17 protein-coding genes are annotated in these 21,505 nt (G+C 48.2%); 12 read left to right on the top strand and 5 right to left on the bottom strand.

Annotated features, from left to right (window positions below; genetic code table 11):
• Nucleotides 1-66 precede the first annotated feature (66 nt).
• The 8 genes from DCW36_RS10910 (at nucleotide 67) to DCW36_RS10945 (ending at nucleotide 9,974) form a co-directional block, all read left to right on the top strand.
• Nucleotides 67-675, top strand: coding sequence for a 4Fe-4S binding protein (locus DCW36_RS10910; protein ID WP_205702923.1), 609 nt, complete (start codon nucleotides 67-69; stop codon nucleotides 673-675).
• A gap of 4 nt (nucleotides 676-679) precedes the next feature.
• Nucleotides 680-1,102, top strand: a complete 423-nt coding sequence (locus DCW36_RS10915) for a DUF1493 family protein (protein WP_114778646.1) — start codon at nucleotides 680-682, stop codon at nucleotides 1,100-1,102.
• A 34-nt stretch (nucleotides 1,103-1,136) separates the two neighbouring features.
• Complete coding sequence (locus DCW36_RS10920) at nucleotides 1,137-1,649, top strand: NADH-quinone oxidoreductase subunit J family protein (protein WP_114778647.1); 513 nt, start codon at nucleotides 1,137-1,139, stop codon at nucleotides 1,647-1,649.
• Nucleotides 1,649-1,960, top strand: coding sequence for an NADH-quinone oxidoreductase subunit NuoK (gene nuoK, locus DCW36_RS10925; RefSeq protein WP_114778648.1), 312 nt, complete (start codon nucleotides 1,649-1,651; stop codon nucleotides 1,958-1,960). The genes DCW36_RS10920 and nuoK overlap by 1 nt, the downstream gene beginning before the upstream one ends.
• Nucleotides 1,961-2,321: 361 nt before the next feature.
• Entirely contained in the window at nucleotides 2,322-4,505 is a 2,184-nt protein-coding gene (nuoL, locus tag DCW36_RS10930) for an NADH-quinone oxidoreductase subunit L (protein WP_114778649.1), read from the top strand.
• Between the two features lie 302 nt (nucleotides 4,506-4,807).
• Nucleotides 4,808-6,550, top strand: a complete 1,743-nt coding sequence (locus tag DCW36_RS10935; protein ID WP_114778650.1) for a complex I subunit 4 family protein — start codon at nucleotides 4,808-4,810, stop codon at nucleotides 6,548-6,550.
• A gap of 5 nt (nucleotides 6,551-6,555) precedes the next feature.
• A complete protein-coding gene (locus DCW36_RS10940) occupies nucleotides 6,556-8,070 on the top strand; it encodes an NADH-quinone oxidoreductase subunit N (protein ID WP_114778816.1) in 1,515 nt (504 codons plus the stop codon).
• An 8-nt stretch (nucleotides 8,071-8,078) separates the two neighbouring features.
• The gene (locus tag DCW36_RS10945) at nucleotides 8,079-9,974 is read left to right on the top strand and encodes an amidophosphoribosyltransferase (protein WP_114778651.1); all 1,896 of its coding nucleotides are present in this window, start codon (nucleotides 8,079-8,081) and stop codon (nucleotides 9,972-9,974) included.
• 216 nt (nucleotides 9,975-10,190) lie between these two features.
• Here the strand turns inward: DCW36_RS10945 and DCW36_RS10950 are convergent, their stop codons facing one another.
• Entirely contained in the window at nucleotides 10,191-12,008 is a 1,818-nt protein-coding gene (locus tag DCW36_RS10950; protein ID WP_114778652.1) for a glycoside hydrolase family 15 protein, read from the bottom strand.
• A 930-nt stretch (nucleotides 12,009-12,938) separates the two neighbouring features.
• On the opposite strand from DCW36_RS10950, the gene DCW36_RS22850 reads away from it, so the two are divergent.
• Nucleotides 12,939-15,386, top strand: coding sequence for a T9SS type A sorting domain-containing protein (locus DCW36_RS22850; RefSeq protein ID WP_240676134.1), 2,448 nt, complete (start codon nucleotides 12,939-12,941; stop codon nucleotides 15,384-15,386).
• A gap of 72 nt (nucleotides 15,387-15,458) precedes the next feature.
• Here the strand turns inward: DCW36_RS22850 and DCW36_RS10960 are convergent, their stop codons facing one another.
• The 4 genes from DCW36_RS10960 to DCW36_RS10975 form a co-directional block, all read right to left on the bottom strand.
• Nucleotides 15,459-16,343: an FkbM family methyltransferase gene (locus DCW36_RS10960; RefSeq protein ID WP_114778818.1), complete on the bottom strand. Its 885-nt coding sequence runs from the start codon at nucleotides 16,341-16,343 to the stop codon at nucleotides 15,459-15,461.
• A gap of 168 nt (nucleotides 16,344-16,511) precedes the next feature.
• Nucleotides 16,512-16,838: a HesB/IscA family protein gene (locus DCW36_RS10965; protein ID WP_114778654.1), complete on the bottom strand. Its 327-nt coding sequence runs from the start codon at nucleotides 16,836-16,838 to the stop codon at nucleotides 16,512-16,514.
• A gap of 182 nt (nucleotides 16,839-17,020) precedes the next feature.
• On the bottom strand, nucleotides 17,021-17,434 hold the full coding sequence (gene iscU, locus DCW36_RS10970) for a Fe-S cluster assembly scaffold IscU (RefSeq protein ID WP_114778655.1): 414 nt from the start codon (nucleotides 17,432-17,434) through the stop codon (nucleotides 17,021-17,023).
• 88 nt (nucleotides 17,435-17,522) lie between these two features.
• Entirely contained in the window at nucleotides 17,523-18,737 is a 1,215-nt protein-coding gene (locus DCW36_RS10975) for an IscS subfamily cysteine desulfurase (RefSeq protein ID WP_114778656.1), read from the bottom strand.
• Between the two features lie 113 nt (nucleotides 18,738-18,850).
• On the opposite strand from DCW36_RS10975, the gene mce reads away from it, so the two are divergent.
• The 3 genes from mce (at nucleotide 18,851) to DCW36_RS10990 (ending at nucleotide 21,502) form a co-directional block, all read left to right on the top strand.
• Nucleotides 18,851-19,255, top strand: coding sequence for a methylmalonyl-CoA epimerase (gene mce, locus DCW36_RS10980; protein WP_114778657.1), 405 nt, complete (start codon nucleotides 18,851-18,853; stop codon nucleotides 19,253-19,255).
• Between the two features lie 156 nt (nucleotides 19,256-19,411).
• Nucleotides 19,412-19,984: an L-threonylcarbamoyladenylate synthase gene (locus DCW36_RS10985; RefSeq protein ID WP_114778820.1), complete on the top strand. Its 573-nt coding sequence runs from the start codon at nucleotides 19,412-19,414 to the stop codon at nucleotides 19,982-19,984.
• A gap of 90 nt (nucleotides 19,985-20,074) precedes the next feature.
• Nucleotides 20,075-21,502, top strand: coding sequence for a CCA tRNA nucleotidyltransferase (locus DCW36_RS10990; protein ID WP_114778658.1), 1,428 nt, complete (start codon nucleotides 20,075-20,077; stop codon nucleotides 21,500-21,502).
• Nucleotides 21,503-21,505: the final 3 nt, after the last annotated feature.

Below are 21,505 nucleotides of genomic sequence, written 5' to 3' on the forward strand. Positions count from 1 at the left end.
GATCTGATGTGCCTGATATATCCAGATCTCTCCCTCTGGTCGAGATGACAAAATGGTGTAGAAAAATTGGAAAGAACTGCAATAAAAAGAAATAGCGGATTTGTGGCTGTGGTGAAGTCGCTGGTGAGCGGTGCGCGGCTGACGATGCGCCACTTCCTGAAGGCCGGAAAACGACGTTCCTCCGAATATGTATCGGATGAAAGTTACTTCGATCAGAAAGAGGGAGCGGTGACGCTTTGCTACCCCTACGAAGCGCTGCCGGTGCCGGACAACGGCCGTTATCGCCTGCACAACGAGATCGACGACTGCATTGTCTGTGACCTTTGCGCCAAAATCTGTCCCGTTAACTGCATCACCATCGAATCAGTAAAAGCCACGGAAGAAATCGGTTCGACTTCAGACGGTACCAAAAAGCGCCTGTACGCCCCGGTGTTCGACATCGACATGGCCAAATGCTGCTACTGCGGCCTCTGCACAACCGTCTGCCCCACCGACTGCCTCACCATGACACCGGTCTACGATTTCAGTGAAGTAGATATCAAAAACATGGTCTACCACTTCACCAACCTCACACCGGAACAGGCAGAGGAAAAGAAGCAACTGTTTGAGAAGCAGCAGGAGGAAATGGCTGCTGCCAAAGCAGCGGCTCTGGCGGCGCGGAAGAAGCAGGGGTAAGTGTATGGTTTCTAGTGAAGACGTTCTGAAGTTTGTTGCTAAGTATTCGCCGTACAAAGATGTTAATGAGGATTCAGATATATATGCTGATCTGGATTTAGTAGGGGATGATTTCCATGAGTTTATTGATGCTTATGCCCCAAATTTTAATGTAGATATGTCTGATTACTTGTGGTATTTTCATGGGGATGAGGAAGGGACAAATTTTGGTGCACTATTTTTCAAGCCGCCTTATATGATGGTAAAGCGCATTCCCGTGACGCCAAAACTATTGATGACGTTTGCTAATAATAAAAAGTGGGAGATAGCTTATCCTCCACACGATGTGCCGGAAACAAGACCTGATTTAAAATTTAATAAAGTATTGTCTTTGATAACATTTATTGTGTTCCTGCTCTTATTTATAGTGTTAAAATTTATTAAGTAAGTAAACCAGGAAGTTTTCAATATAAACAGAACTCATGCTTTTCTACATCTTCGCCGCACTGGCGGTACTTTCTGCCGGATACCTGGTACTGACGCGCAACCTGTTGTATGCAGGTTTTTCGCTGTTGGTTACGCTGTTGAGTCTGGCCGGTATTTACGTGCTGCTGTTTGCCGATTTTGTGGCGGTGCTGCAACTGATGGTGTATGTCGGGGGCGTACTGGTGCTGATTCTGTTTGGTATCATGCTCAGCAGCCGTGTGCACGATGATTCAGTGCTTTCCAAAAGCTCGAACAAAATCTGGGGAACGCTGGTGTTTCTCTTCGTCAGTACCGGTTTGTGCTATACCATCCTGAAAACAAATTTCAGTTTGCTGCCCTGGCTGCAGGCGGCGGAGACCGATGTGCTGGGGTACCAGAAAAGCACCGTGCAGAGCATCGGTATTAAGCTGATGACAGATTTTGTGCTTCCTTTTGAAGTTGCTTCTTTGCTGTTGCTGATCGCGCTCATGGGAGCTGCTTACATCGCCACCGAAAACCAGAAAGTATAATGATAGAGCCGATTCCGTTAGAACATATTCTCCTGCTCAGCGCGCTACTCTTCAGCCTGGGCATATTGGCCGTGATCACAAAACGGCATGCGGTGCTGGTACTGATGGGCATTGAACTTATTTTCAACGCCGCCAATCTGAACCTGGTCGCCTTCAGCCGCTATGATCCTGTTTTGCTGCAGGGGCAGCTGTTTTCGCTGTTTGTGATTGTCGTAATAGCGGCCGAATCTGCTGTGGCGCTGGCGATTGTACTGCGGGTGTACCAGTATTTCAAAACAGCCAACCTAAACAAGATTGTAGGGGAAGAATAAAGGTTACTGCTCCTGCCACCACAGCCACTGCTGCTTTCTTTGCCCCATTTGTCATCCTGGAAGGATCTTGTAGGCGAGCAGCTTAAATGCTAGATCAGGTACTAATCCATAAACGCCTTTTATCAATTTAAATAATACGGTTTTCATAGCTTACATTTTAGGTTCTTGCCTACAAGATCCTTCCAGGATGACAAGAAATTAATAATGAAGATAAATATGAATTATTTGCTTCCTCCCTCCAAATCACCAAATCAGGTTTAGATTAATTTAAAGCTATAAAAACTAAACCATTCTCCTTACCTTTGTCGCCTGTTAGGCAAAAGCCTTCACAGAGTTTCCGGACACGTAAAAAAAGTTATACTTGGAGCTTTCCTCGCATTTAGAGCCGCTGGCCGCTACATCCCAGACGAACCTTGCGTTGGTGGTGCTGTTGCTGCCCCTGCTGGCTTTTTTCGGGCTGTTCTTCTTCGGGAAACGCTTGCCCCGCCAGGGCGACTGGCTGGGTATCGGTATCTCGGTACTTTCGTTCCTGCTTTCAGGCTGGCTTTTCGTGCAGACCTGGAACAGCGCCACCTACCATAGCCGCCTTACCTGGTTCAGCCTTCCCGCTGCCAAAGGCACACTCGCCGATTTTACCGCCGGCATCCTGCTCGACAACCTCACGGTACTGATGCTGGTGCTGGTTACCTTTATCTCCACGCTGGTGCAGCTTTTCTCGGTAGGTTACATGCACGACGACAAAGGCTACAGCCGCTACTATGCTTTCCTGGGCTTGTTTACCTTCAGCATGCTGGGCATCGTGCTGGTCGATAACCTGTTGCTGCTCTTTATGTTCTGGGAACTGGTGGGCCTGTCGTCGTACCTGCTCATTGGTTTCTGGTTTGAAAAACCTGCGGCCGTTGCTGCCAACAAAAAAGCTTTCCTGGTAAACAGGGTGGGGGATATCGGGCTGCTGCTCGGGCTCTTCGCCTTCTATACACTTTTCCGCACCTTTGACCTGGAGGCGCTGCGGGCGCTGATCAGCTCCGGTAGCTGGGCACAGGGCGTATTCAATGTACATTATGCACTGCAAGGCAAGCAGTTGCTGTTTCAGATAAGCCCGCTGTTTCTCACACTGGCGGGACTGGGGCTGTTCATGGGCTGCGTGGGAAAATCGGCGCAGTTTCCGTTGCAGGTCTGGTTACCCGATGCCATGCAGGGACCCACGCCGGTGTCGGCGCTCATCCACGCAGCGACTATGGTGGCAGCAGGTGTGTACCTTTTAGCCCGTTGCTATGCCTTTTTTACGCCCGATGCGCTCACGGTTATTGCTGTTGTAGGTGCCATCACCGCCTTACTGGGCGCTATTGCGGCGCTTACACAATACGACGTTAAAGCTGTACTGGCTTTCTCCACCATCTCACAACTCGGTTACATGGTGATGGGCATGGGAACAGGCGCACACGACGCTTCGCTTTTCCACCTCACGACGCACGCGTTCTTCAAAGCAGCACTCTTCTTAAATGCCGGTATCATTATACATGCCATGCACCGGGGGCTACACCACCATCACCTGCACAAAATAGATGCGCAGGACATCCGGAACATGGGAGGCCTGCGGGAGGTGCTGCCGCTAACGTTTTACACTTACCTGATAACTGGTGCCGCGCTCGTCGGTTTGCCGCTTTTTTCAGGTTTCCTTTCCAAAGATGCGATACTAGCGGGTACCTGGGCCTGGGCGCAGACCATGAGCGCCAGGGGCAACAGCCTGGCCTTTGCGGTACCGCTCATAGGCTTTTCGGTGGTGCTGCTGACGGCTTATTACATGGGCCGGCACATGTGGTTCATGTTCTTTGGTAATTTCCGGTTGCCGTTTGATGTGCGGGACCTGCGCTTGTCGGAGCAGAAGGAGGTGGAGTGGATTATGATTATTCCGGTGGTGCTGCTTGCTGTGCTGTCGTTGGGCATTTTCTTTTCGATCAACCCATTCAGTTTTGCCGGTGGCTGGCTGCTGAAAGGCATCAGCATCAATGTGCTGTCCGGCGAAAACAGGCCTTTAGGTGCTGATTTCGTGCGTGCCATAGCCGACCAGGATAAAGTAAATCATACGGCACATATCATGCTTGGTGCCTTGTCGGCGGTGTTGGGTGTGCTTGGCGTTGGCTTTGCCATCAGCAAGTACAGGAAGAAAACAGGCGAGGAATTGTACCAGGACAAGCCGGAAAGCGCCTTCGCAAAGTTCTCCTTCAACCACTTTTACCTCGATCAGCTATACGACAAAGCGCTGGTGCAGCCAACCTTGTTCATCGCACGCAAATTGCACCGCACCGACAGGAAAGGGATTGATTATGTGCTCAACAATGGCAGCATTGCGGTGGTGGTTTTCTCAAAAATCGTGGCCTTTTTCGACAGGTGGGTAGTGGATGGTATGGTGTGGCTGGTGGGAGCGGTGTCGCAGGCTGTTGGCTGGTACGGACGCAGACTGCAAAACGGAAAAGTGCAGTCGTACGTGGCTTACTCGCTTTTCGGATTTATTTTGATGATGCTATACATTGTCCTGTTTTGATTTATAATTTTGCGACTTGTTTAGTTATTAGTTGTTGGTTATTTGTTATTGGGGAGGATATTTTAAGTTTGGGAGTTAGAGAGTTTAGGAGTTAGGAAGTTACGGTTGTGTTTCTGTTAATCCATTAAGCTGCTTCATCCAGGTTCAGACAATTGTGAAATCACAAAAATCATTTCATCCTGATATCAGCAGTCCAGACAAAGCAGCAGAGAATGTGGTGGCTGGTGCAGAAAGAATTGTTTTTCTTCATGCCCTCCCTAATAACCAATAACTAACAACTAATAACCAGAAAGAAACCATACATGGATTTTATACTTAGCAGCCTGATTTTTACGCCTTTGCTGGCGGCGCTGGCCGTGATGCTGGTGCCGGGACGCCTGCAACTGCCGATAAAAGGGATTGCGCTGGCGGGCGCTCTGCTCCAGATGGGGCTTTCGCTGTTGCTGTTCCTGGGCTTTAACGGGAATTCCTTTGCCGACGGTCAACAGGGCTACCAGTTTGTAGAACGGCTCAGTTGGATTAATTTTTCGCTCGGCAGCCTGGGCCGTTTCCAGATCGAATACTTTGTAGGCGTAGACGGCATCAGCGTGAGTATGGTGCTCCTGACGGGCATTGTCGGGGTGATTGGTGTCATCTCCTCCTGGACCATTACGCAAAGCGTAAAAGGTTATTTCCTGCTCTACCTGTTGCTGCTAACCAGCGTGATGGGCTGTTTCCTGGCACTTGACTTCTTCCTGTTCTACCTGTTCTTCGAATTCATGCTCCTGCCCATGTACTTCCTTATTGGCATCTGGGGTGGTCCGAAGCGGGAATATGCGGCTATCAAATTCTTTATTTATACACTGGTCGGCTCGCTGTTTATCCTGATTGCGATGATCGGCCTGTACACTTCTGTTATCGATCCGCAGGCGACTGCCTTGCAACTGGGCCTGCTGGAGAAAGGCATGCAGTTGACGCCGGAGGTGCTGCAACAGGTACAGCAGATGCTGCAGAACAAAACCATTGAGGCAGCAGACATGGTGCGAACCTTCAGTATACCGGCCATGATGGACGGTGCCAACTTTATCCCGGATAGCCTGCTGCACACGCTGTCAGGGTACCAGCTCTGGAACCAGCCGCTGCGGTTTATTTTCTTCCTGCTCTTATTTGCCGGTTTTGCCATTAAAGTGCCCGTGGTGCCGGTGCATACCTGGCTTCCGGATGCGCACGTAGAGGCGCCAACCCCAATTTCAGTGTTACTGGCAGCTATTCTTTTAAAGGTAGGCGGTTACGGACTTATCCGGATTGTGTATCCTGTTTTCCCGGATGCGGCGGCTTATTTCTCTACCCTGGTCGGAGGCTTGGGCGTGCTTTCCATTATCTATGGCGCGCTGTGTGCCCTGGCCATGAACGACCTGAAAAAGCTCATTGCCTATTCGTCTGTTTCGCACATGGGCTTCGTGTTGCTGGGGGTGGCCTCTATGACAACGGAAGGTGTGAACGGCGCTATCTACATGATGTTCAGTCACGGCATTATTTCGGCGATGCTCTTCCTGCTGGTGGGTGTTATTTACGACCGGACGCACAACCGCCTCATTCAGAATTTCAGGGGGTTGGCGAACGAGATGCCGGTGTATACTTCTTTTGTCGTAGTTGCCTTTTTTGCCTCGCTTGGCCTGCCCGGTTTCTCCGGTTTTATTTCGGAGCTGCTTGTGCTGCTGGGCAGCTTCAGCGCCTCGGAAGCAACCGGCTTGCTGCCGCGCTGGATGACGGTGGTGGCGGTGATCGGCTTGTTGCTGGCTGCGGCCTATTACCTGTGGGCGCTGCAGCGCATGTTTTTCGGCAAGTACTGGATTTATACCGATCTGCGCGAAAAAGCATTGGTCAGCGACCTGAATTTAAGAGAATACCTGATGCTGGTGCCCCTGGCGGTACTGGCAGTACTTTTCGGGATTTTCCCGTCCCTGCTGCTGGATAAGATTGGCGTTGCCGTGAGTGGTTTTACGAAACTGGTGCTGGTAAACGGACAGGAGCAGCTGCAGGGTGTTTTATCTTCGATAATTTGATTTCCGTGAACGAACAGGCAGTTAATTTATCTGAAACGATCAAAGCCATCATGGCAGGGGCCGACGCGCTGCTGCCTGAGTTTTTGCTGGTTTTGTTTTTCCTGCTGCTTGTTACCCTCGACCTTTTCCGTTCTGCTACTATAAAAAGCATGCTCCCGTGGCTGGCGCTGACCGGCTTCTTTGCCTCGCTGGTGGTGCAGGTGCTCGAAGGAAGGCTGGGGCAAAGTCCGCAGTTCCTGAACCTGCTGTTTTCGGATGGGCTGGCACAGTATTCCGGAATTTTGTTTAGCCTGGTTGGTATCTGTACGGTGCTGTTGTCGGTGCTGAACAAGCGGCTCGACGAACTGCAGAAGGGTCGTGGCGAATATTACGCTTTCCTGCTCTTACTGGTGCTGGGCCTCAACCTGATGGCCAAATCGGTGAACCTGCTCATGCTGTTCCTGGCCATAGAGCTGGTTTCGATTGCCTCTTATATTCTCACGCTTACTCTTAAAGAAAATAAACGCTCCATTGAAGCAGGTTTAAAATATATCCTGTACGGTTCGCTTTCGGCAGGGGTGATGCTGTATGGCATGTCCTTTTTGTATGGCCTTACCGGCACCCTCAACCACACCAGTGAAGCATTCGGACTGGCCCTGCTCCAGGCAAACCCGCTGATGGTGACGGTGGCAGCCGTGCTGGTGTTTGCCGGATTCCTGTTTAAAATTTCAGCAGCACCCTTTCATTTCTGGGCGCCGGATGTGTACCAGGGGGCGCCGATGCCGGTGGTGGCGCTGTTTTCTACCGGTCCGAAAATGGCTGGTATCCTGGTGATTCTTCGTTTTATTGCTCCTTTCTTTGCAACTGGTCCCGCTTCGGCTTTCCCGGATGTGTGGTTGTTGCTGGGAATTTTGGCCATTGTAACGCTGGTGATCGGTAATTTTACGGCTTTACGGCAGCAGACACCCCGCCGGCTGCTGGCTTATTCTTCTGTTTCGCATGCCGGTTTCCTGCTGGCGGCCCTGCTGGCGGTGGGTACGAACTATACTTCGGGCGTGCTGTTTTACCTCACGGTGCTGCTGTTTATGAATTTCGGCATTTTCCTGGTGCTGCAGCTGGCTGAAGATGAGTTTAAGGTCACAAAGCTCACCGATTTTCATGGCCTGGGGCGTTTCTATCCCTTCCTGGGTACAATGGCGCTTGTGTACCTGCTTTCGCTTACCGGGCTTCCGCCCTTTGCAGGCTTCATGGGTAAACTGTTCATTTTTACCAATTTATGGGAGGCCTATAACCATACAAACGACACGATGCTGTTAGTATTACTGGTTTCTGGAATTTTACTTACCGGCGTAGCGTTATTCTACTATATCAAGATACCGTTTTACCTTTTCTTTAAAGGGAATTATCGAGAAGAAAATTTAGTTATCTCACTATCGAATAAATTGCTGCTTGCATTGTTCGGTTTACCGTTGCTGGTCTTGTTTTTTAAACCCGACCTGCTTACGGAATGGATTGAACGGTTGCTGACATCGACTTTTTAAACTTAGAAATGAGCGATTCTATAAAACACGAGTGCGGTATAGCCTTGGTCAGGCTGCGTAAACCGATTGAATATTATGTAGAGAAGTATGGTACTCCTCTCTATGGAATCAACAAGCTGTACCTGCTCATGCAGAAGCAGCACAACCGCGGACAGGACGGTGCAGGGGTTGCAAGTATAAAAATCAATGCCATCCCTGGTATCGAGTACATCAGCCGCTTCAGGTCGGTAAAGACGCGGGCGATTGACAGCATATTTGGTAAAATAGGCAAAGAATACCGCCACCTGAAGGAAGACCATCCGGATAAAGTGGAGGATACGCAGTGGGTGTGGGAAAATATGCCTTTCCTGGGCGATGTGTACCTGGGCCACCTGCGCTACGGTACCCACGGCATTAACAACGTGGACAATTGCCACCCCATGGTGCGCGAAAATAACTGGCGCAGCAGAAGCCTTGCGGTAGCCGGTAACTTCAACATGACCAACGTGGATGAGCAGTTCCAGAAACTGATTGACCTGGGGCAGCATCCGAAACACAAATCCGATACCATTACGGTACTCGAAAAAATCGGCCACTTCCTGGACGAGGAAAACCAGCGCCAGTTTGACGTTCATAAAGCAGGACACCACACCAACCAGGAAATTACCCAACTCATTGAGCAGAACCTGGACCTGCACCGTGTGCTGCGACGCGCCTGCAAAGATTTTGACGGCGGTTATGCCATGGCCGGCCTTACCGGTTACGGCGCTGCTTTTGTGGTTCGTGACCCGAACGGTATTCGTCCGGCTTATTATTACATGGATGATGAAGTAGTGGTAGTGGCTTCTGAAAAACCTGCCATAAAAACTGCTTTCGATATTGAATACAGCGCCATCCAGGAAATTACTCCGGGCAATGCACTGATTATTAACAAGGCAGGTGATGCAGAGTTGAAAGAGGTGGTACCGCAGCAGGAAAAGACATCCTGCAGCTTTGAGCGTATCTACTTTTCACGTGGCAACGATCCGGAAATCTACAATGAGCGCAAGAACATGGGCAAGCTGCTTTGCCCGCAGATTCTTAAAGCCATCAATTACGATCTGAAAAACACGGTATTCTCTTACATCCCGAACACAGCCGAAACCTCGTGGATCGGCATGATGAAAGGGATTGAATTGTACCTGCGCGGTTATCGCCGCAATGCCATCCTGAACCAGGAACTGTCTGAAGAGCAGCTGGACGAAATCCTGCAGTTTAAGCCGCGCGCCGAGAAACTGGTTATCAAAGACGCCAAACTCCGCACCTTCATCTCCGACGACAACAGCCGCGACGACCTTGTAACGCACGTGTACGATACCACCTACGAGGTAGTGAAAAAAGGCATCGACACGATTGTGGTGCTCGACGACTCGATTGTACGTGGAACTACCCTGGAGAAAAGTATCATCAAGATGCTGGACAAGCTGGAGCCGAAGAAAATCATCATCGTTTCCTGCGCCCCCCAGATCCGCTACCCCGACTGCTATGGTATCGACATGTCCAAAATGAAGGAGTTTGTGGCCTTCCGGGCAGTACTTGGACTGCTACGCGATCATGGCATGGAAACCAAAGTACACGAGGTGTACCAGAAATGTTTAGCGGCTGCCGGAACGCCAGCTTTTATGGAGAAAAACTTTGTGAAAGAGCTATATGATCCGTTCACGCCGGAGCAGGTTTCAGCAAAAGTAGCCGAGATTGTAAAAGCCGTGGATGTGCAAGCTGAAGTGGAGGTAATTTACCAGCGCATCGAGGACCTGCACCTGGCTTGCCCGAATCACAAAGGCGACTGGTACTTTACCGGCGACTATCCAACCCCGGGTGGTACGAAAGTGGTAAACAGGGCCTTTATGAATTATGTAGAAAACAAAGGCGGAAGAGCTTATTAAGTGAAACTGCTTTTCCTGATACTGAAGATAGCCTGCTCCGGATGACGGGGCAGGCTATTTTTTTTACCTGAAATAGTGTTTTCTGGTCTGCAGCTGCTGCCACCACAGCCTCTGCTCCCGAACACAGGTATTTTTCGATAATAAGCAGGTGCAGAGGCAATGGTGGCAGCAGCAGTAAAATAAAATGGAAGTCTGCAGGGACGCTGCAAAGAAGCATTAAAGCTTCCGTTTGTTTTCCTCTCCCTCCAGGATGTCGTTTATGCTTAAGGCAGCGCTAATCAGACCAAGGTGCGTAAAGGCCTGGGGGAAATTGCCCAGGTGGTCGCCTTTCAGTCCCAGCATTTCGGCATACAGGCCCAGGTGGTTGGAATAGCCGAGCATTTTTTCGAAATACAGCCGTGCCTTGTCTATTTGTCCGGCCTTAGCCAGGCATTCCACATACCAGAACGTACACATCGAGAATGTGCCTTCGTTGCCTTTTAGTCCATCAAACTCCTCGTTTACACGGTAGCGGAATACCAGCGCATCAGAAACCAGTTCTTCCTCTATGCGCTTGAGGGTTGAAAGCCACCGCGGGTCTTTGGGGCTGATAAACCGGATCAGCGGCATGAGCAGGGTGGCAGCATCTACGGTGTGGGCGCCCTGGTACTGCACGAAACACTGTAGCTCCTCGTTCCAGAAGTCGTGGTGAATGGAGAAGAATATTTTATCACGCTCCTCCTCCCACCTGGAAGGAAGCGGGAAGGAGTGATGGGTTGCTATTTTCATGGCCCGGTCTATGGCCACCCAGCACATCAACCTGGAATACAGGAAATGCTGTTTGCCCCCACGCACCTCCCATATGCCTTCATCTTCGCGGTGCCAGTTGTCGCATACCCACTCCACCTGCTGCCGCAGGTCGTTCCAGAATTCAAACGAGATCGGTTCGCCGTATTTGTCGTACAGGTAAATAGAGTCGAGGAGTTCCCCGTAAATATCCAGCTGCACCTGGTCGTAGGCGCCGTTGCCGATGCGCACAGGCTTGGATCCTCTGAAGCCTTCCAGGTGATTTAACTGCCTTTCCTCCAGGTCCAGCTGCCCATCCAGGGTGTACATGAGCCGGAGATGACCGGCACTTCCAACATCATCGCATTGCCTGTCTACCCAGTCTACAAAATCCCTGGCTTCTTTTTTATAGCCTAGCCTGAGCAGGGCATAAACTGTAAAGGAGGCATCCCGGATCCAGGTGTAGCGGTAGTCCCAGTTCCGGACGCCCCCAATCTGTTCGGGTAATCCGAAAGTGGGAGCTGCCACAATAGAGCCATATTTATGGGAGGTCATGAGCTTCAGGACCAGGGCTGACCGGTTGATTGTTTCCATCCAGCGGCCTTTGTACGTACACTGCGAAATCCAGTCTTTCCAGAAGTTGATGGTATCGTAAAGGCTCTTGGTAACATATTTTTCCAGAATTGTTACCGGTGGGTTTTCGCAGGTGATATTATAAAGCACAAAGTCTGCTTTATCTCCTGTTTGCAGAACAAACTCAGCATAAGCTTCGTCATTTTTTACCTGCAGGGGCACCGTGCTCATCAACCTGATGCCGATACCATCCGGCCCGGTGCTGTAAAAAATGACCTCATGCTCACTTATCTGTTCTGTTTTGTGAGCAGAGCGTGCATAATCGAAACGGGGACAGCAGCGCATCGTGAATTCAAGATCGCCATGCACACAGGACACTCTCCTGATCAGCTGGTTGCCCTGGTGTACTTCTTCTGCAGGCATAAAGTCCGTGATTTCGCCTATGCCGTCGTCAGAAAGGAACCGGGTCAGCAGCACGTTTGTGTCCGGGAGGTACAGCTGTTTGTTCTTCATGCCATCATAAGTGGGCTGTATAGAAAAGCATCCTCCATTCTCATCATCCAGGATGGCGGCAAAAATGCTGGGAGAGTCAAAATCCGGGAAGCACATAAAGTCGATGGAGCCATTCAGCCCAATCAGGGCCACTGTGTTCAGGTCGCCAATAATTCCATAGTCTTCAATTGGTTGGTATGCCATACTGCTGCTTTAGCTTTTGGAACTGAAAAAACTTCAGGTTGGAAGTTTATGTTACGGTTCCTGCTCTTGTTGGTTCCTTGATACAGCTGCCAGTTCAGAAGGTGGGGAGAATAAAACTCAGGTACAGCAGTGGCTGTGGTGACAGGTGCAGCAGTTTAAAAACCAGCTATCCAGTGTTACTTAAGAAACAGGCGGGCGCTGTTGCCGCCACTTTGCGCTGCCTGCTATTGACCCGCTTTGTAACAGGGGCTAACAGGCTGGTTAATAAGAAAACGTTGGCCAAAGTTATTTAAATATTAATAAAATATTAAAAATAATTATTGTTAAAACATAATTGTATTGTGTGTATGGTTTTTTGATTTTTTTAGGCCACTAAAATCACCCGTTTACAAGCTGAAATAAGTATTTCACGAAGATAATCAGTGAAAGAATCTCCAAAAATTACCTATGTCGTATCACTTTAATAACTTATTATATTAAATATTTTATCTTTCTTTTGATTGCCAGGTATTATGGTATTGTACCCTAGAGCTGTAATTTCTTTAGGTAAGTACCTGTTTTTTAAAAAATTAAAGGTGGTTTTTCTTTTTGGGAAAGAGACTTGTGAAATGCCTGTTTTTAAAATAAAAGCATAAGTAATTCTACTTGCTTCGAAATCTGAGTAACAGATCGCAGAGTGGGGGGATGTTCCTAAACTGGAATAGGATATAAGGTGATTGAACAATACCCGTTGAAAAGTGGGGTGGGCTTGTATTGTCTTTAAATATTGAAAATAACACGATCTGCCGGAGCAGCTCCGGCCCATATTTGAAACGATTAGAAAACCAACTCCTGTAATGTGCTGCCTGTGCCCCAAAAGCAACAACCACATTTTTCTCCTGCCCTGCTTTTCAATTTTTCAACTTTCTCAATCCTAAACATTTTCCTTTTATGAAAACATTTATCAGAAATCTAAACAGAACAAATGATGCACTAACGGTACAGCTGCGGGGGCTGTGGCGTGTCGCTTTGATGATAGTGGCAGGTGTGTTGATGAGTAATATGGCGTTTGCTCAATCTGTATCACCTGGAGTTGCACCAATTGCCCCTCCCCCTGGAGGTTTTGGCATTGATGGAGACTTGAGAGCAAACACACCTACGGCTAACATTGGCGATTGGCTTCCAGGAGCAGTAGGTTCAGGATCTGGGGGCAACGTGTTAGATGCTTCCGGAAACCCTCTGAATAATACTACTACCTATCATAGTATAGATTTATATACTTCAGGTGACGATGTTTTTGCGGGGGGACAAAAGAAAAATGACAACCCAAATACTATGAAATGGATAGAGGGTAATCCGAGTCCAGCAAAAAATGATATAAACAACTTGTTGATGCACTATGCCTCTGATCCAGGTCCGGGTCCAGGTACAGGAGATATCTGGATTGTTTTATCAGGTGACAGAGAAGCAACCAATGGTAACAGCTTTATATCTATAGCACTTCATCAGAAAATGTTAACTCAAAATAATAATGGAACATTTACTAGTGCAGCCTCTGATCTTACCGGGGGACGTACCCCAGGCGACGTTCAAGTCTCAGCAGAATTTACAGGTGGTGGAGGTAGTGCCAACTTGTATCTGGAAGAGTGGAAGCTTGTTGATGGGGTGTATCAGTGGGCTCCAATTGTGTTGCCTCCAGGAGTTAGCATAAATGATTTAGCATTCGGTACCACAAACGCCGTTACATTAACTGGGGTGCCTTATGACGCTTTTGGAGGTTCTTCTTATCAAGCCAACGCTTTGATTGAGGTAGCATTTAATATTTCTGAAATTTACAGAAACACTTCTACACCTTGCGTTGGCTCTATTTCTTCTATGTTTGTAATGACAAAGTCTTCACAGGCTGTGTCGGCTAACCTGACTGATTTTGTTACACCGATTCAAATTAACCTAGATATTAATGTGTCCCTGACCGCTGAAGATCCAACTCCGGTTTGCTCACCAAATACAATTGACCTGGCAGATGCAATTACCAGCGACATATCTGGTGTAAATATTACATACTGGGATGGCGATCCTGATGATGAAAATAGCAATGAGTTAAATAGTTCAGTTGTTAGCGCTAGCGGCACTTATTGGATAAAAGCAGCAAGTGATCAACAGAATGCATGTACGGACAAGGTCTCAGTGGAGGTAACGATAAATTCAAACCCTACTGTAACAGTAAACTCGCCCACTGTGTGTACTAGTAACCTCCCCGCTACAATCACGGCCACTCCTGGCACTGGTGTTGCTAACGACTACGACTACGCCTGGACAATTCCTTCCGGAGCGACCGCTCCAGGGAACGTATCCAGTTTCTCAACCAGTATAGCTGGTACCTACAGTGTTGTAATTACACACAAAACAACTGGCTGTGTTTCTGCGTCTGCCTCCGGCACACTTGCAGTGAATCCCAATCCTGATGCAGATGCTGGTGCTGATCCTGCAGCACAATGCTATATTTCTACAGGTAACACCTTCTCTTTGAATGGCACCGCCAGCAATGGAACAATTTTATGGACGGTTGCACCAAGTGGCAATCCCAATACTTTGGGAGTAAGTTTCAATGATGCAACTCTGGAAGATCCTTCAGTGACCATAACCGGAGGCTCAGGTAGTGTAACATTGCGCATGACCGTAACCAGCAACAGCACCCCATCCTGTGGCAGTGATTTTGACGATGTTACCGTTACAGTGAATGCTGAACCAACACCCCCTGTTGCTTCATATATCCCTCCAGCCTGTGATGAAGCAACGTTTAAGGTTCAAGTAACAAAAAGCAGTACCGATAATGGAGCTACCTATTATATTGTAGATAAAGATGGTGATTTTATCAGTGGAGTGAAGATTCTTGATGAGAACGGAGATTACATTCAAGATGCTGATGTAGATGCAAATAATACTGTTTCGTCTTATAGCCCGCCAAACGGCAATGTAGTCTTTTATTTCAGTAACATTCCGGCTGGTTCCGGCTTTCAGGTAGAAGTTGTTTCTGAAGCCGGTTGTAGCTCTGGTACAACTATCTGTCCGGTTCCAGTTCCAGCTCCGGGTATCTTGAATTCAGAAGCTACAAATACACTGAAAACAGCAGAAACAAAGGAGCTGCTAACTGTCTACCCCGTACCTTTCTCAGACAAGGCAACCATTGAGTTTACCGCTGAAAAAGAAGGCGAGTATGTCATCAACCTGTATGACATGAAGGGTGTGCTGATAAAGCAGCTGAAAGCTGGCTCAGCCAGGGCAGGTGAAGTAACTACAGTGGAAGTGGACGGCAGAACCATGCCTGAAGGTATGTACCTGGCTCGTATGGTGAATGGTAAAGGCGCTAAAACGATCAAGTTGCTGAAGAAGAACTAGAATAGCTGTATAAAAAACAGAAAGCGACTGCTCAGGATCGAGTAGCCGCTTTCTGTTTTTTATGCTAGAATATTACGGGATCAATCCCATTGCTTTAGCCTTTTCCTCAGTACAAAAAAGGTAATTAAATCCATTACTTTTTTCAATAGTATCAACTTTACTGTATCCATGAGTTTCATCAATGTTGAAATACAAATAAGGTTTATCTGCAAAGTAATTTTGTATTTTGGCTGCAACTTCCGAATCAATGATCTCAATCAAGAAAGTAGTACGATAAGAGTGAAGGAGTGGGAGGAAACCTTCCAGTACCTCTGCTTCATGCCGTTCTGCATCAATCTTTATTAAGTCAATATTGTTAAGTTGATGTGCTGCTGCAAACGAGGCCAGTGTAACTGTTTCGATTTCTGTTGGAACAGTGTTGGCTTGGGCGGTGTGATGTCGGAGGGTTAAGGTGGCACTGTACTGGTGTTCGGCAGGAATATCGTAAATAATAGCTTTGCCATTTTTGTTAGAAGCTGCTTTGTCTATGGCTACTATATCAAAATTATTTATTCGAATATTGTGCAGCAGTTTCTGGTATACCCGCTGTATCGGCTCTAAGGCAAAGACTTTGGCAGCTGGATTTACTGTTTTTGCAACAAGTGAATAAATGCCTGTATTGGCTCCGACATCCACAATAACTTGGGCATCACGACAAAACCTCGACCACAGTTTCAGCGACTCTTTTTCCCATCCGCCGTAAAGACCCTTCCAGAAAATCTCATTTTCGATAGGATAGCCATAGTGTTGCAGTTTGAAAGTTTTTGTTGAATCAAATCTTACTTCGAACTCACCGAAGAAATACAGGTGCTGATAAACCCGTAAAGGGGGTGTTCCAAAAGATCTTTTAAGAAGTCGGTATAAAGCTTTTTTGAAGGGAATTAACTTATATGCCTTCTTTAATACAACTTTCAACATGAATGGCAGTTTGAAAATGCGTACAATGATCAAAGATAGGTTAAAGATAAAGTTTATTAAGAAAACAGCTTTGCCATAATTTCTTCCAGATCATCTTTTTCTATAAAAATGAAAAGCGGCTGCTCCCGTTGGAACAGCCGCTTTTCATTTTTATTGTTAATCCTTTTACTACACCGAAAAACTATCGCCGCAACCGCAGGTGCGGGTAGCGTTCGGGTTGTTGAAGTAGAAGCCTTTGCCATTCAGGCCGTCGGAGAAGTCGAGTTCGGTGCCGGCCAGGTATAGGAAGCTTTTCATATCTACCACTACCTTTATGCCTTTGTCTTCAAACTCCTGGTCCATGGGCTTCACCTCGTCGTCGAAATCGAGGTTGTAGGAGAGGCCGGAACAGCCGCCACCTGCTACAGAAGCACGCAGACGATAGGAGTCGTCGAGCTGTGCATCCTGCTTTAGCTTAAGCACCTTTTCTTTTGCTTTATCTGATACTGTTATCATAATCTTACTAGTTTAACTGGCCTGCTGTTGTCATAACATGTAAATAAACACTTGTGTTCCAAGCCTGGCCAACGTAAATACCACTTTAACTTAAACTCAAAAAGCAGACTGTTACCACACGTTAAGTGGTTGCCAATCTGCTTTTGAATCAGTACACTTATAAAAGTGTACTTAATAGTATGCTAGTGATGAGAATTGTTCAGTTCCAGCGCAGGCAACCCGTTCTTTACTCTGTAGTCGTTAATGGCAGACTTTATAGCGTCTTCGGCCAGTACAGAGCAGTGAATTTTAACAGGAGGTAACGCCAGTTCTTCTACAATTTCCATATTGTCGATAGAAAGCGCCTCGTCAACAGTTTTGCCTTTCAGCCATTCTGTAGCGAGTGAAGAAGAGGCAATGGCTGAACCACAACCAAAGGTTTTGAACTTGGCATCGGTAATTACCTGGTTCTCGTCTACCTCAATCTGCAGGCGCATTACGTCGCCGCACTCAGGGGCACCAACCAAACCGGTACCCACGTTTGCTTTTGATTTATCCAGCGTGCCTACGTTACGCGGATTGTTATAATGATCTATTACTTTATCTGAATAAGCCATAGCTTTAATTATTTGAAAGTTTAAAAATATACTGTTAAAGTAAATCAGGAGTCAGCACAAAGCATTCTCCTGCTTTAGCTTGGAATTCTTAGTGCTCCGCCCACTCAATAGAGTTCAGGTCGATGCCCTCTTTAAACATTTCCCACAGAGGCGACATTTCACGCAGTTTCGTTACAGCCTCTTTTACGTGGTTGATGGCAAAGTCAATTTCTTCGTCGGTTGTAAAACGGCTCAGGCCGAAACGCAAGGAAGAGTGCGCTAAGTCATCACTTAAACCCAATGCTTTTAATACGTAAGATGGCTCCAAAGAGGCTGAAGTACAGGCCGATCCGGAAGAAACGGCCAGGTCTTTCACACCCATCATCAGGCCTTCGCCTTCTACATATTTAAAGGAGATGTTGGAAACGTGCGGCAAACGGTGCTCACGCGAACCGTTTACATAAGATTCTTCGAGCGTCAGCAGCTCTTTTTCCAGGCGGTCGCGCATGGCAGAGATACGGGCCGTATCAGCTTCCATTTCCTGTTTTGCCAGTTCGCAGGCTTTGCCTAACCCAACAATGCCGGGTACGTTCAGCGTACCGGAACGCATACCGCGCTCGTGGCCGCCACCGTCCATCTGGGCAGTAACTTTAACACGTGGATTTTTACGACGCACATACAGGGCACCTACGCCTTTCGGTCCGTACATTTTGTGGGCAGAGAAAGCCATCAGGTCGATGCCGTCAGCCTCTACGTCCACCGGAATTTTGCCTACCGCCTGCGTAGCATCGGTAAAGAACAGGATGCCGTTCTTTTTGGCGATTTTAGAGATTTCGCGCACCGGTTGTATCACTCCAACTTCGTTGTTGGCGTACATGATCGCAATCAGGATTGTTTTATCCGTGATGGCTGCTTCCAATTCCTGCAGGTCAATCAGACCTTCGGCGTTTACGGGCAGGTAGGTAACTTTACCGCCCAGCTTTTCGATGTGCTTGCAGGCATCCAGTACCGCTTTGTGCTCGGTGGTAGCCGTGATAATGTGATTACCTTTGGAGGCGTACATTTCAAACACCCCTTTAAGCGCCAGGTTATCGGACTCTGTGGCACCGGAAGTGAAAATAATTTCTTTTGGAGAACAGTTGATAAGCGAGGCAATTTGCTCGCGGGCATAATCAACGGCCTCTTCAGCCTGCCAGCCGAACGCATGGTTACGTGAAGCAGCATTGCCAAACATAGTGGTCATGTAAGGCAACATCGCATCCAGTACACGCGGATCGAGCGGTGTAGTGGCATTGTTGTCTAAGTATATAGGAAGTGTTAGCATAGCACTAAATTGTCAAAAAATGATTCAGGTTTATAACAATCAGTAAAAATTATAAGTTTTACTTTAGGGCAAATTTACGAAAAAAAGCTTAATCAGACTAATTACAAAATAAAATGCGAAACGTAGAGCATATAGGAATCGCGGTTAAGAGTTTCAGCGAGGCCAACCAGGTGTACGAGCGGCTGTTGGGGGTGGTGCCCTATAAAACAGAACCAGTGGCATCGGAGGGGGTGAATACCTCTTTTTTTAAGGTCGGAGGCACCAAAATCGAGTTGCTGGAGGCTACTTCGGAAGACAGCGCCATCGCTAAATTCATTGCCAGAAAAGGCGAAGGACTACACCACGTGGCCTTTGAGGTGGAAGATATTGTAACTGAAATGGCGCGGCTGAAACAGGAGGGCTTTGTGCTGCTGAACGAGCAGCCTAAAAAAGGGGCTGATAACAAACTCGTGTGTTTCGTGCACCCCAAAAGTGCCCACGGGGTCCTGATTGAGCTGACACAGGAAATCAGGAGTTAAGGTGCTGATTTTTTAATGTGCCCATGTGCTGATGGCGGGTGTGGCCGGATAGTTTGTTCTTTTAGTCCTGTCCATCACCTTCAGCGCATAAACCAATGTGCAGGCAAAAGCAGCAGGAATGGTGGCAGGTGCAGTTAACTTTTTTACATGAAATTTATGGAAAATTTACTCAACGAAATAGAGCAGGCGGAAGACGAGCTGCTTTTAGGTAATATAATTCTGTATCCTACCGATACAGTGTGGGGGATAGGCTGCGATGCGGAAAATGCGGAAGCTGTAAAAAAAATTTACCGCATCAAAGAAAGGGAAGAATCGAAATCGATGATTGTGCTGGTGGCGGATGTGGAGATGCTGCGCCATTATGTAGCGGATGTGCCCGCTGACTTTGAGCGGCTGGCGGCACAGCAGCAACGGCCTACAACGTTTGTGTTTTCTGGAGCTAAGAACCTGCCGGAAGAACTGATCGCATCCGACGGTAGCGTTGCCATACGTATTTCGCAGGACGATTTTTGCCACCGACTCATTCTGCAACTCGGTCGCCCGTTGGTGTCTACGTCTGCTAATATCAGCGGAGAACCAGCGCCTGCTGTTTTTTCTGACATTAGTGAGGAAATAAAAAACCGGGTAGATTACATTGTGCGCCTGCGGCAGGACGAAACGACGGCAGCCAGGCCATCCCGTATCATAAAAATTGAGTCGAACGGCGAGCAGCGGGTGCTGCGGGAGTAGTTAGGGCCGGAGGCGTAAGGTCCTTTCGATTTATCTCCTTATTTTTGCGTTTCGGGTAGCACTTCAGCTAGCTGAGGCACTTTTTGTTACATGGATACACTACAACTACCAGCACATCCCATCTTTGAAGTAATTGCCGAAGCAGCGGCTGAACTGAATGTTGATGCCTTTGTGATTGGCGGGTTTGTGCGGGACCTGGTGCTGAAGCGGCCTTCCAAGGACATCGACGTGGTATGTGTGGGTGATGGCATTGCACTGGCAGCTACCGTAGCCCAGAAGCTGCCGCACAAACCAAAGGTGTCGGTTTTCAAACACTTCGGAACAGCAATGCTGCGCTCCGGGGAGTGGGAGGTGGAGTTTGTTGGTGCCCGGAAAGAATCGTACCGCGAGCACTCGCGCAAGCCGGAAGTAGAAACCGGTACCCTGGAAGATGACCTGAAACGCCGTGATTTTACCATCAATGCCTTGGGCATCAGTCTGAACAAGGAAGATTATGGAGCGCTGGTAGACCGCTTTGAGGGGGTGAAGGACATGCAGAAGAAGCTTATCCGGACGCCGCTGGAGCCGAATATCACGTTTTCGGACGATCCGCTGCGCATGATGCGCGCCATCCGCTTTGCCAGTCAGCTGGGCTTCGATATTTCTCCGGAAACCTTTGATGCCATCATTGATAATAAGGATCGCATTAAAATTGTGTCGCAGGAACGGATTACGGATGAGCTGAACAAGATTGTGCTCTCGCCGGTGCCTTCGTATGGCTTTAAGCTGCTGTTCGCGTCGGGTTTGCTCCAGCTCATTTTCCCGAAAATGACGGAGCTGCAGGGCGTGGAAACGATTAAAGGCAACTCGCATAAAGATAACTTCTACCACACGCTCAAGGTGCTGGACAACGTGGCGGAGGTGTCGGATGACCTGTGGCTGCGCTGGGCTGCTATTCTGCACGACATTGCCAAACCCGATACCAAGCGCTACCATCCCAAAGTGGGCTGGACCTTTCATGGGCATGAAGAAAAAGGCGCGCGCATGGTACCCAAACTGTTCAAGGACCTGAAACTGCCGCTCAACGAGCACATGAAATTTGTGCAGAAACTCGTGCGCCTGCACCTGCGCCCGATAGCGTTGGTAAAAGAAACCGTGACCGATTCTGCCATCCGCCGCCTGCTGTTCGAGGCCGGCGACGATATTGACGCGCTCATGAAGCTTTGCCGCGCCGACATCACCTCCAAGAACAACGAAAAAGTTAAGCGCTACCTGCAGAACTTCGACAAGGTGGAGCAACGGCTGGTAGAGGTGGAGGAGAGCGACAAACTACGCAACTTCCAGCCTGTAATTACCGGGGAAATCATCATGGAAACCTTCGGCATAAATCCATCCAAAACCGTAGGCGTGCTGAAGGAAATGCTGACCGAGGCCATCCTGGAAGGAACCGTCCGGAATGAGTTTGACGAAGCCTATGCTTTTTTGCTGGAGAAAGGGAAGGAACTGGGGCTCGAACAGGTCTACACCTCGAAGGGTTAATAA

This window comes from Botryobacter ruber (assembly GCF_003347595.2).
Lineage (GTDB): Bacteria > Bacteroidota > Bacteroidia > Cytophagales > Hymenobacteraceae > Pontibacter > Pontibacter ruber_A.

What these genes read in the sequence shown, in the direction of transcription:
- DCW36_RS10915 (WP_114778646.1), top strand. Translation starts at nt 680, where the DNA reads ATGGTTTCTAGTGAAGACGTTCTGAAGTTTGTTGCTAAGTATTCGCCG.
- DCW36_RS10965 (WP_114778654.1), bottom strand. Translation starts at nt 16,838, where the DNA reads ATGATAACAGTATCAGATAAAGCAAAAGAAAAGGTGCTTAAGCTAAAG.
- mce (WP_114778657.1), top strand. Translation starts at nt 18,851, where the DNA reads ATGCGAAACGTAGAGCATATAGGAATCGCGGTTAAGAGTTTCAGCGAG.
- DCW36_RS22850 (WP_240676134.1), top strand. Translation starts at nt 12,939, where the DNA reads ATGAAAACATTTATCAGAAATCTAAACAGAACAAATGATGCACTAACG.
- DCW36_RS10990 (WP_114778658.1), top strand. Translation starts at nt 20,075, where the DNA reads ATGGATACACTACAACTACCAGCACATCCCATCTTTGAAGTAATTGCC.
- DCW36_RS10950 (WP_114778652.1), bottom strand. Translation starts at nt 12,008, where the DNA reads ATGGCATACCAACCAATTGAAGACTATGGAATTATTGGCGACCTGAAC.
- DCW36_RS10920 (WP_114778647.1), top strand. Translation starts at nt 1,137, where the DNA reads ATGCTTTTCTACATCTTCGCCGCACTGGCGGTACTTTCTGCCGGATAC.
- DCW36_RS10975 (WP_114778656.1), bottom strand. Translation starts at nt 18,737, where the DNA reads ATGCTAACACTTCCTATATACTTAGACAACAATGCCACTACACCGCTC.
- DCW36_RS10935 (WP_114778650.1), top strand. Translation starts at nt 4,808, where the DNA reads ATGGATTTTATACTTAGCAGCCTGATTTTTACGCCTTTGCTGGCGGCG.
- DCW36_RS10985 (WP_114778820.1), top strand. Translation starts at nt 19,412, where the DNA reads ATGGAAAATTTACTCAACGAAATAGAGCAGGCGGAAGACGAGCTGCTT.
- nuoK (WP_114778648.1), top strand. Translation starts at nt 1,649, where the DNA reads ATGATAGAGCCGATTCCGTTAGAACATATTCTCCTGCTCAGCGCGCTA.
- DCW36_RS10960 (WP_114778818.1), bottom strand. Translation starts at nt 16,343, where the DNA reads ATGTTGAAAGTTGTATTAAAGAAGGCATATAAGTTAATTCCCTTCAAA.
- DCW36_RS10945 (WP_114778651.1), top strand. Translation starts at nt 8,079, where the DNA reads ATGAGCGATTCTATAAAACACGAGTGCGGTATAGCCTTGGTCAGGCTG.
- iscU (WP_114778655.1), bottom strand. Translation starts at nt 17,434, where the DNA reads ATGGCTTATTCAGATAAAGTAATAGATCATTATAACAATCCGCGTAAC.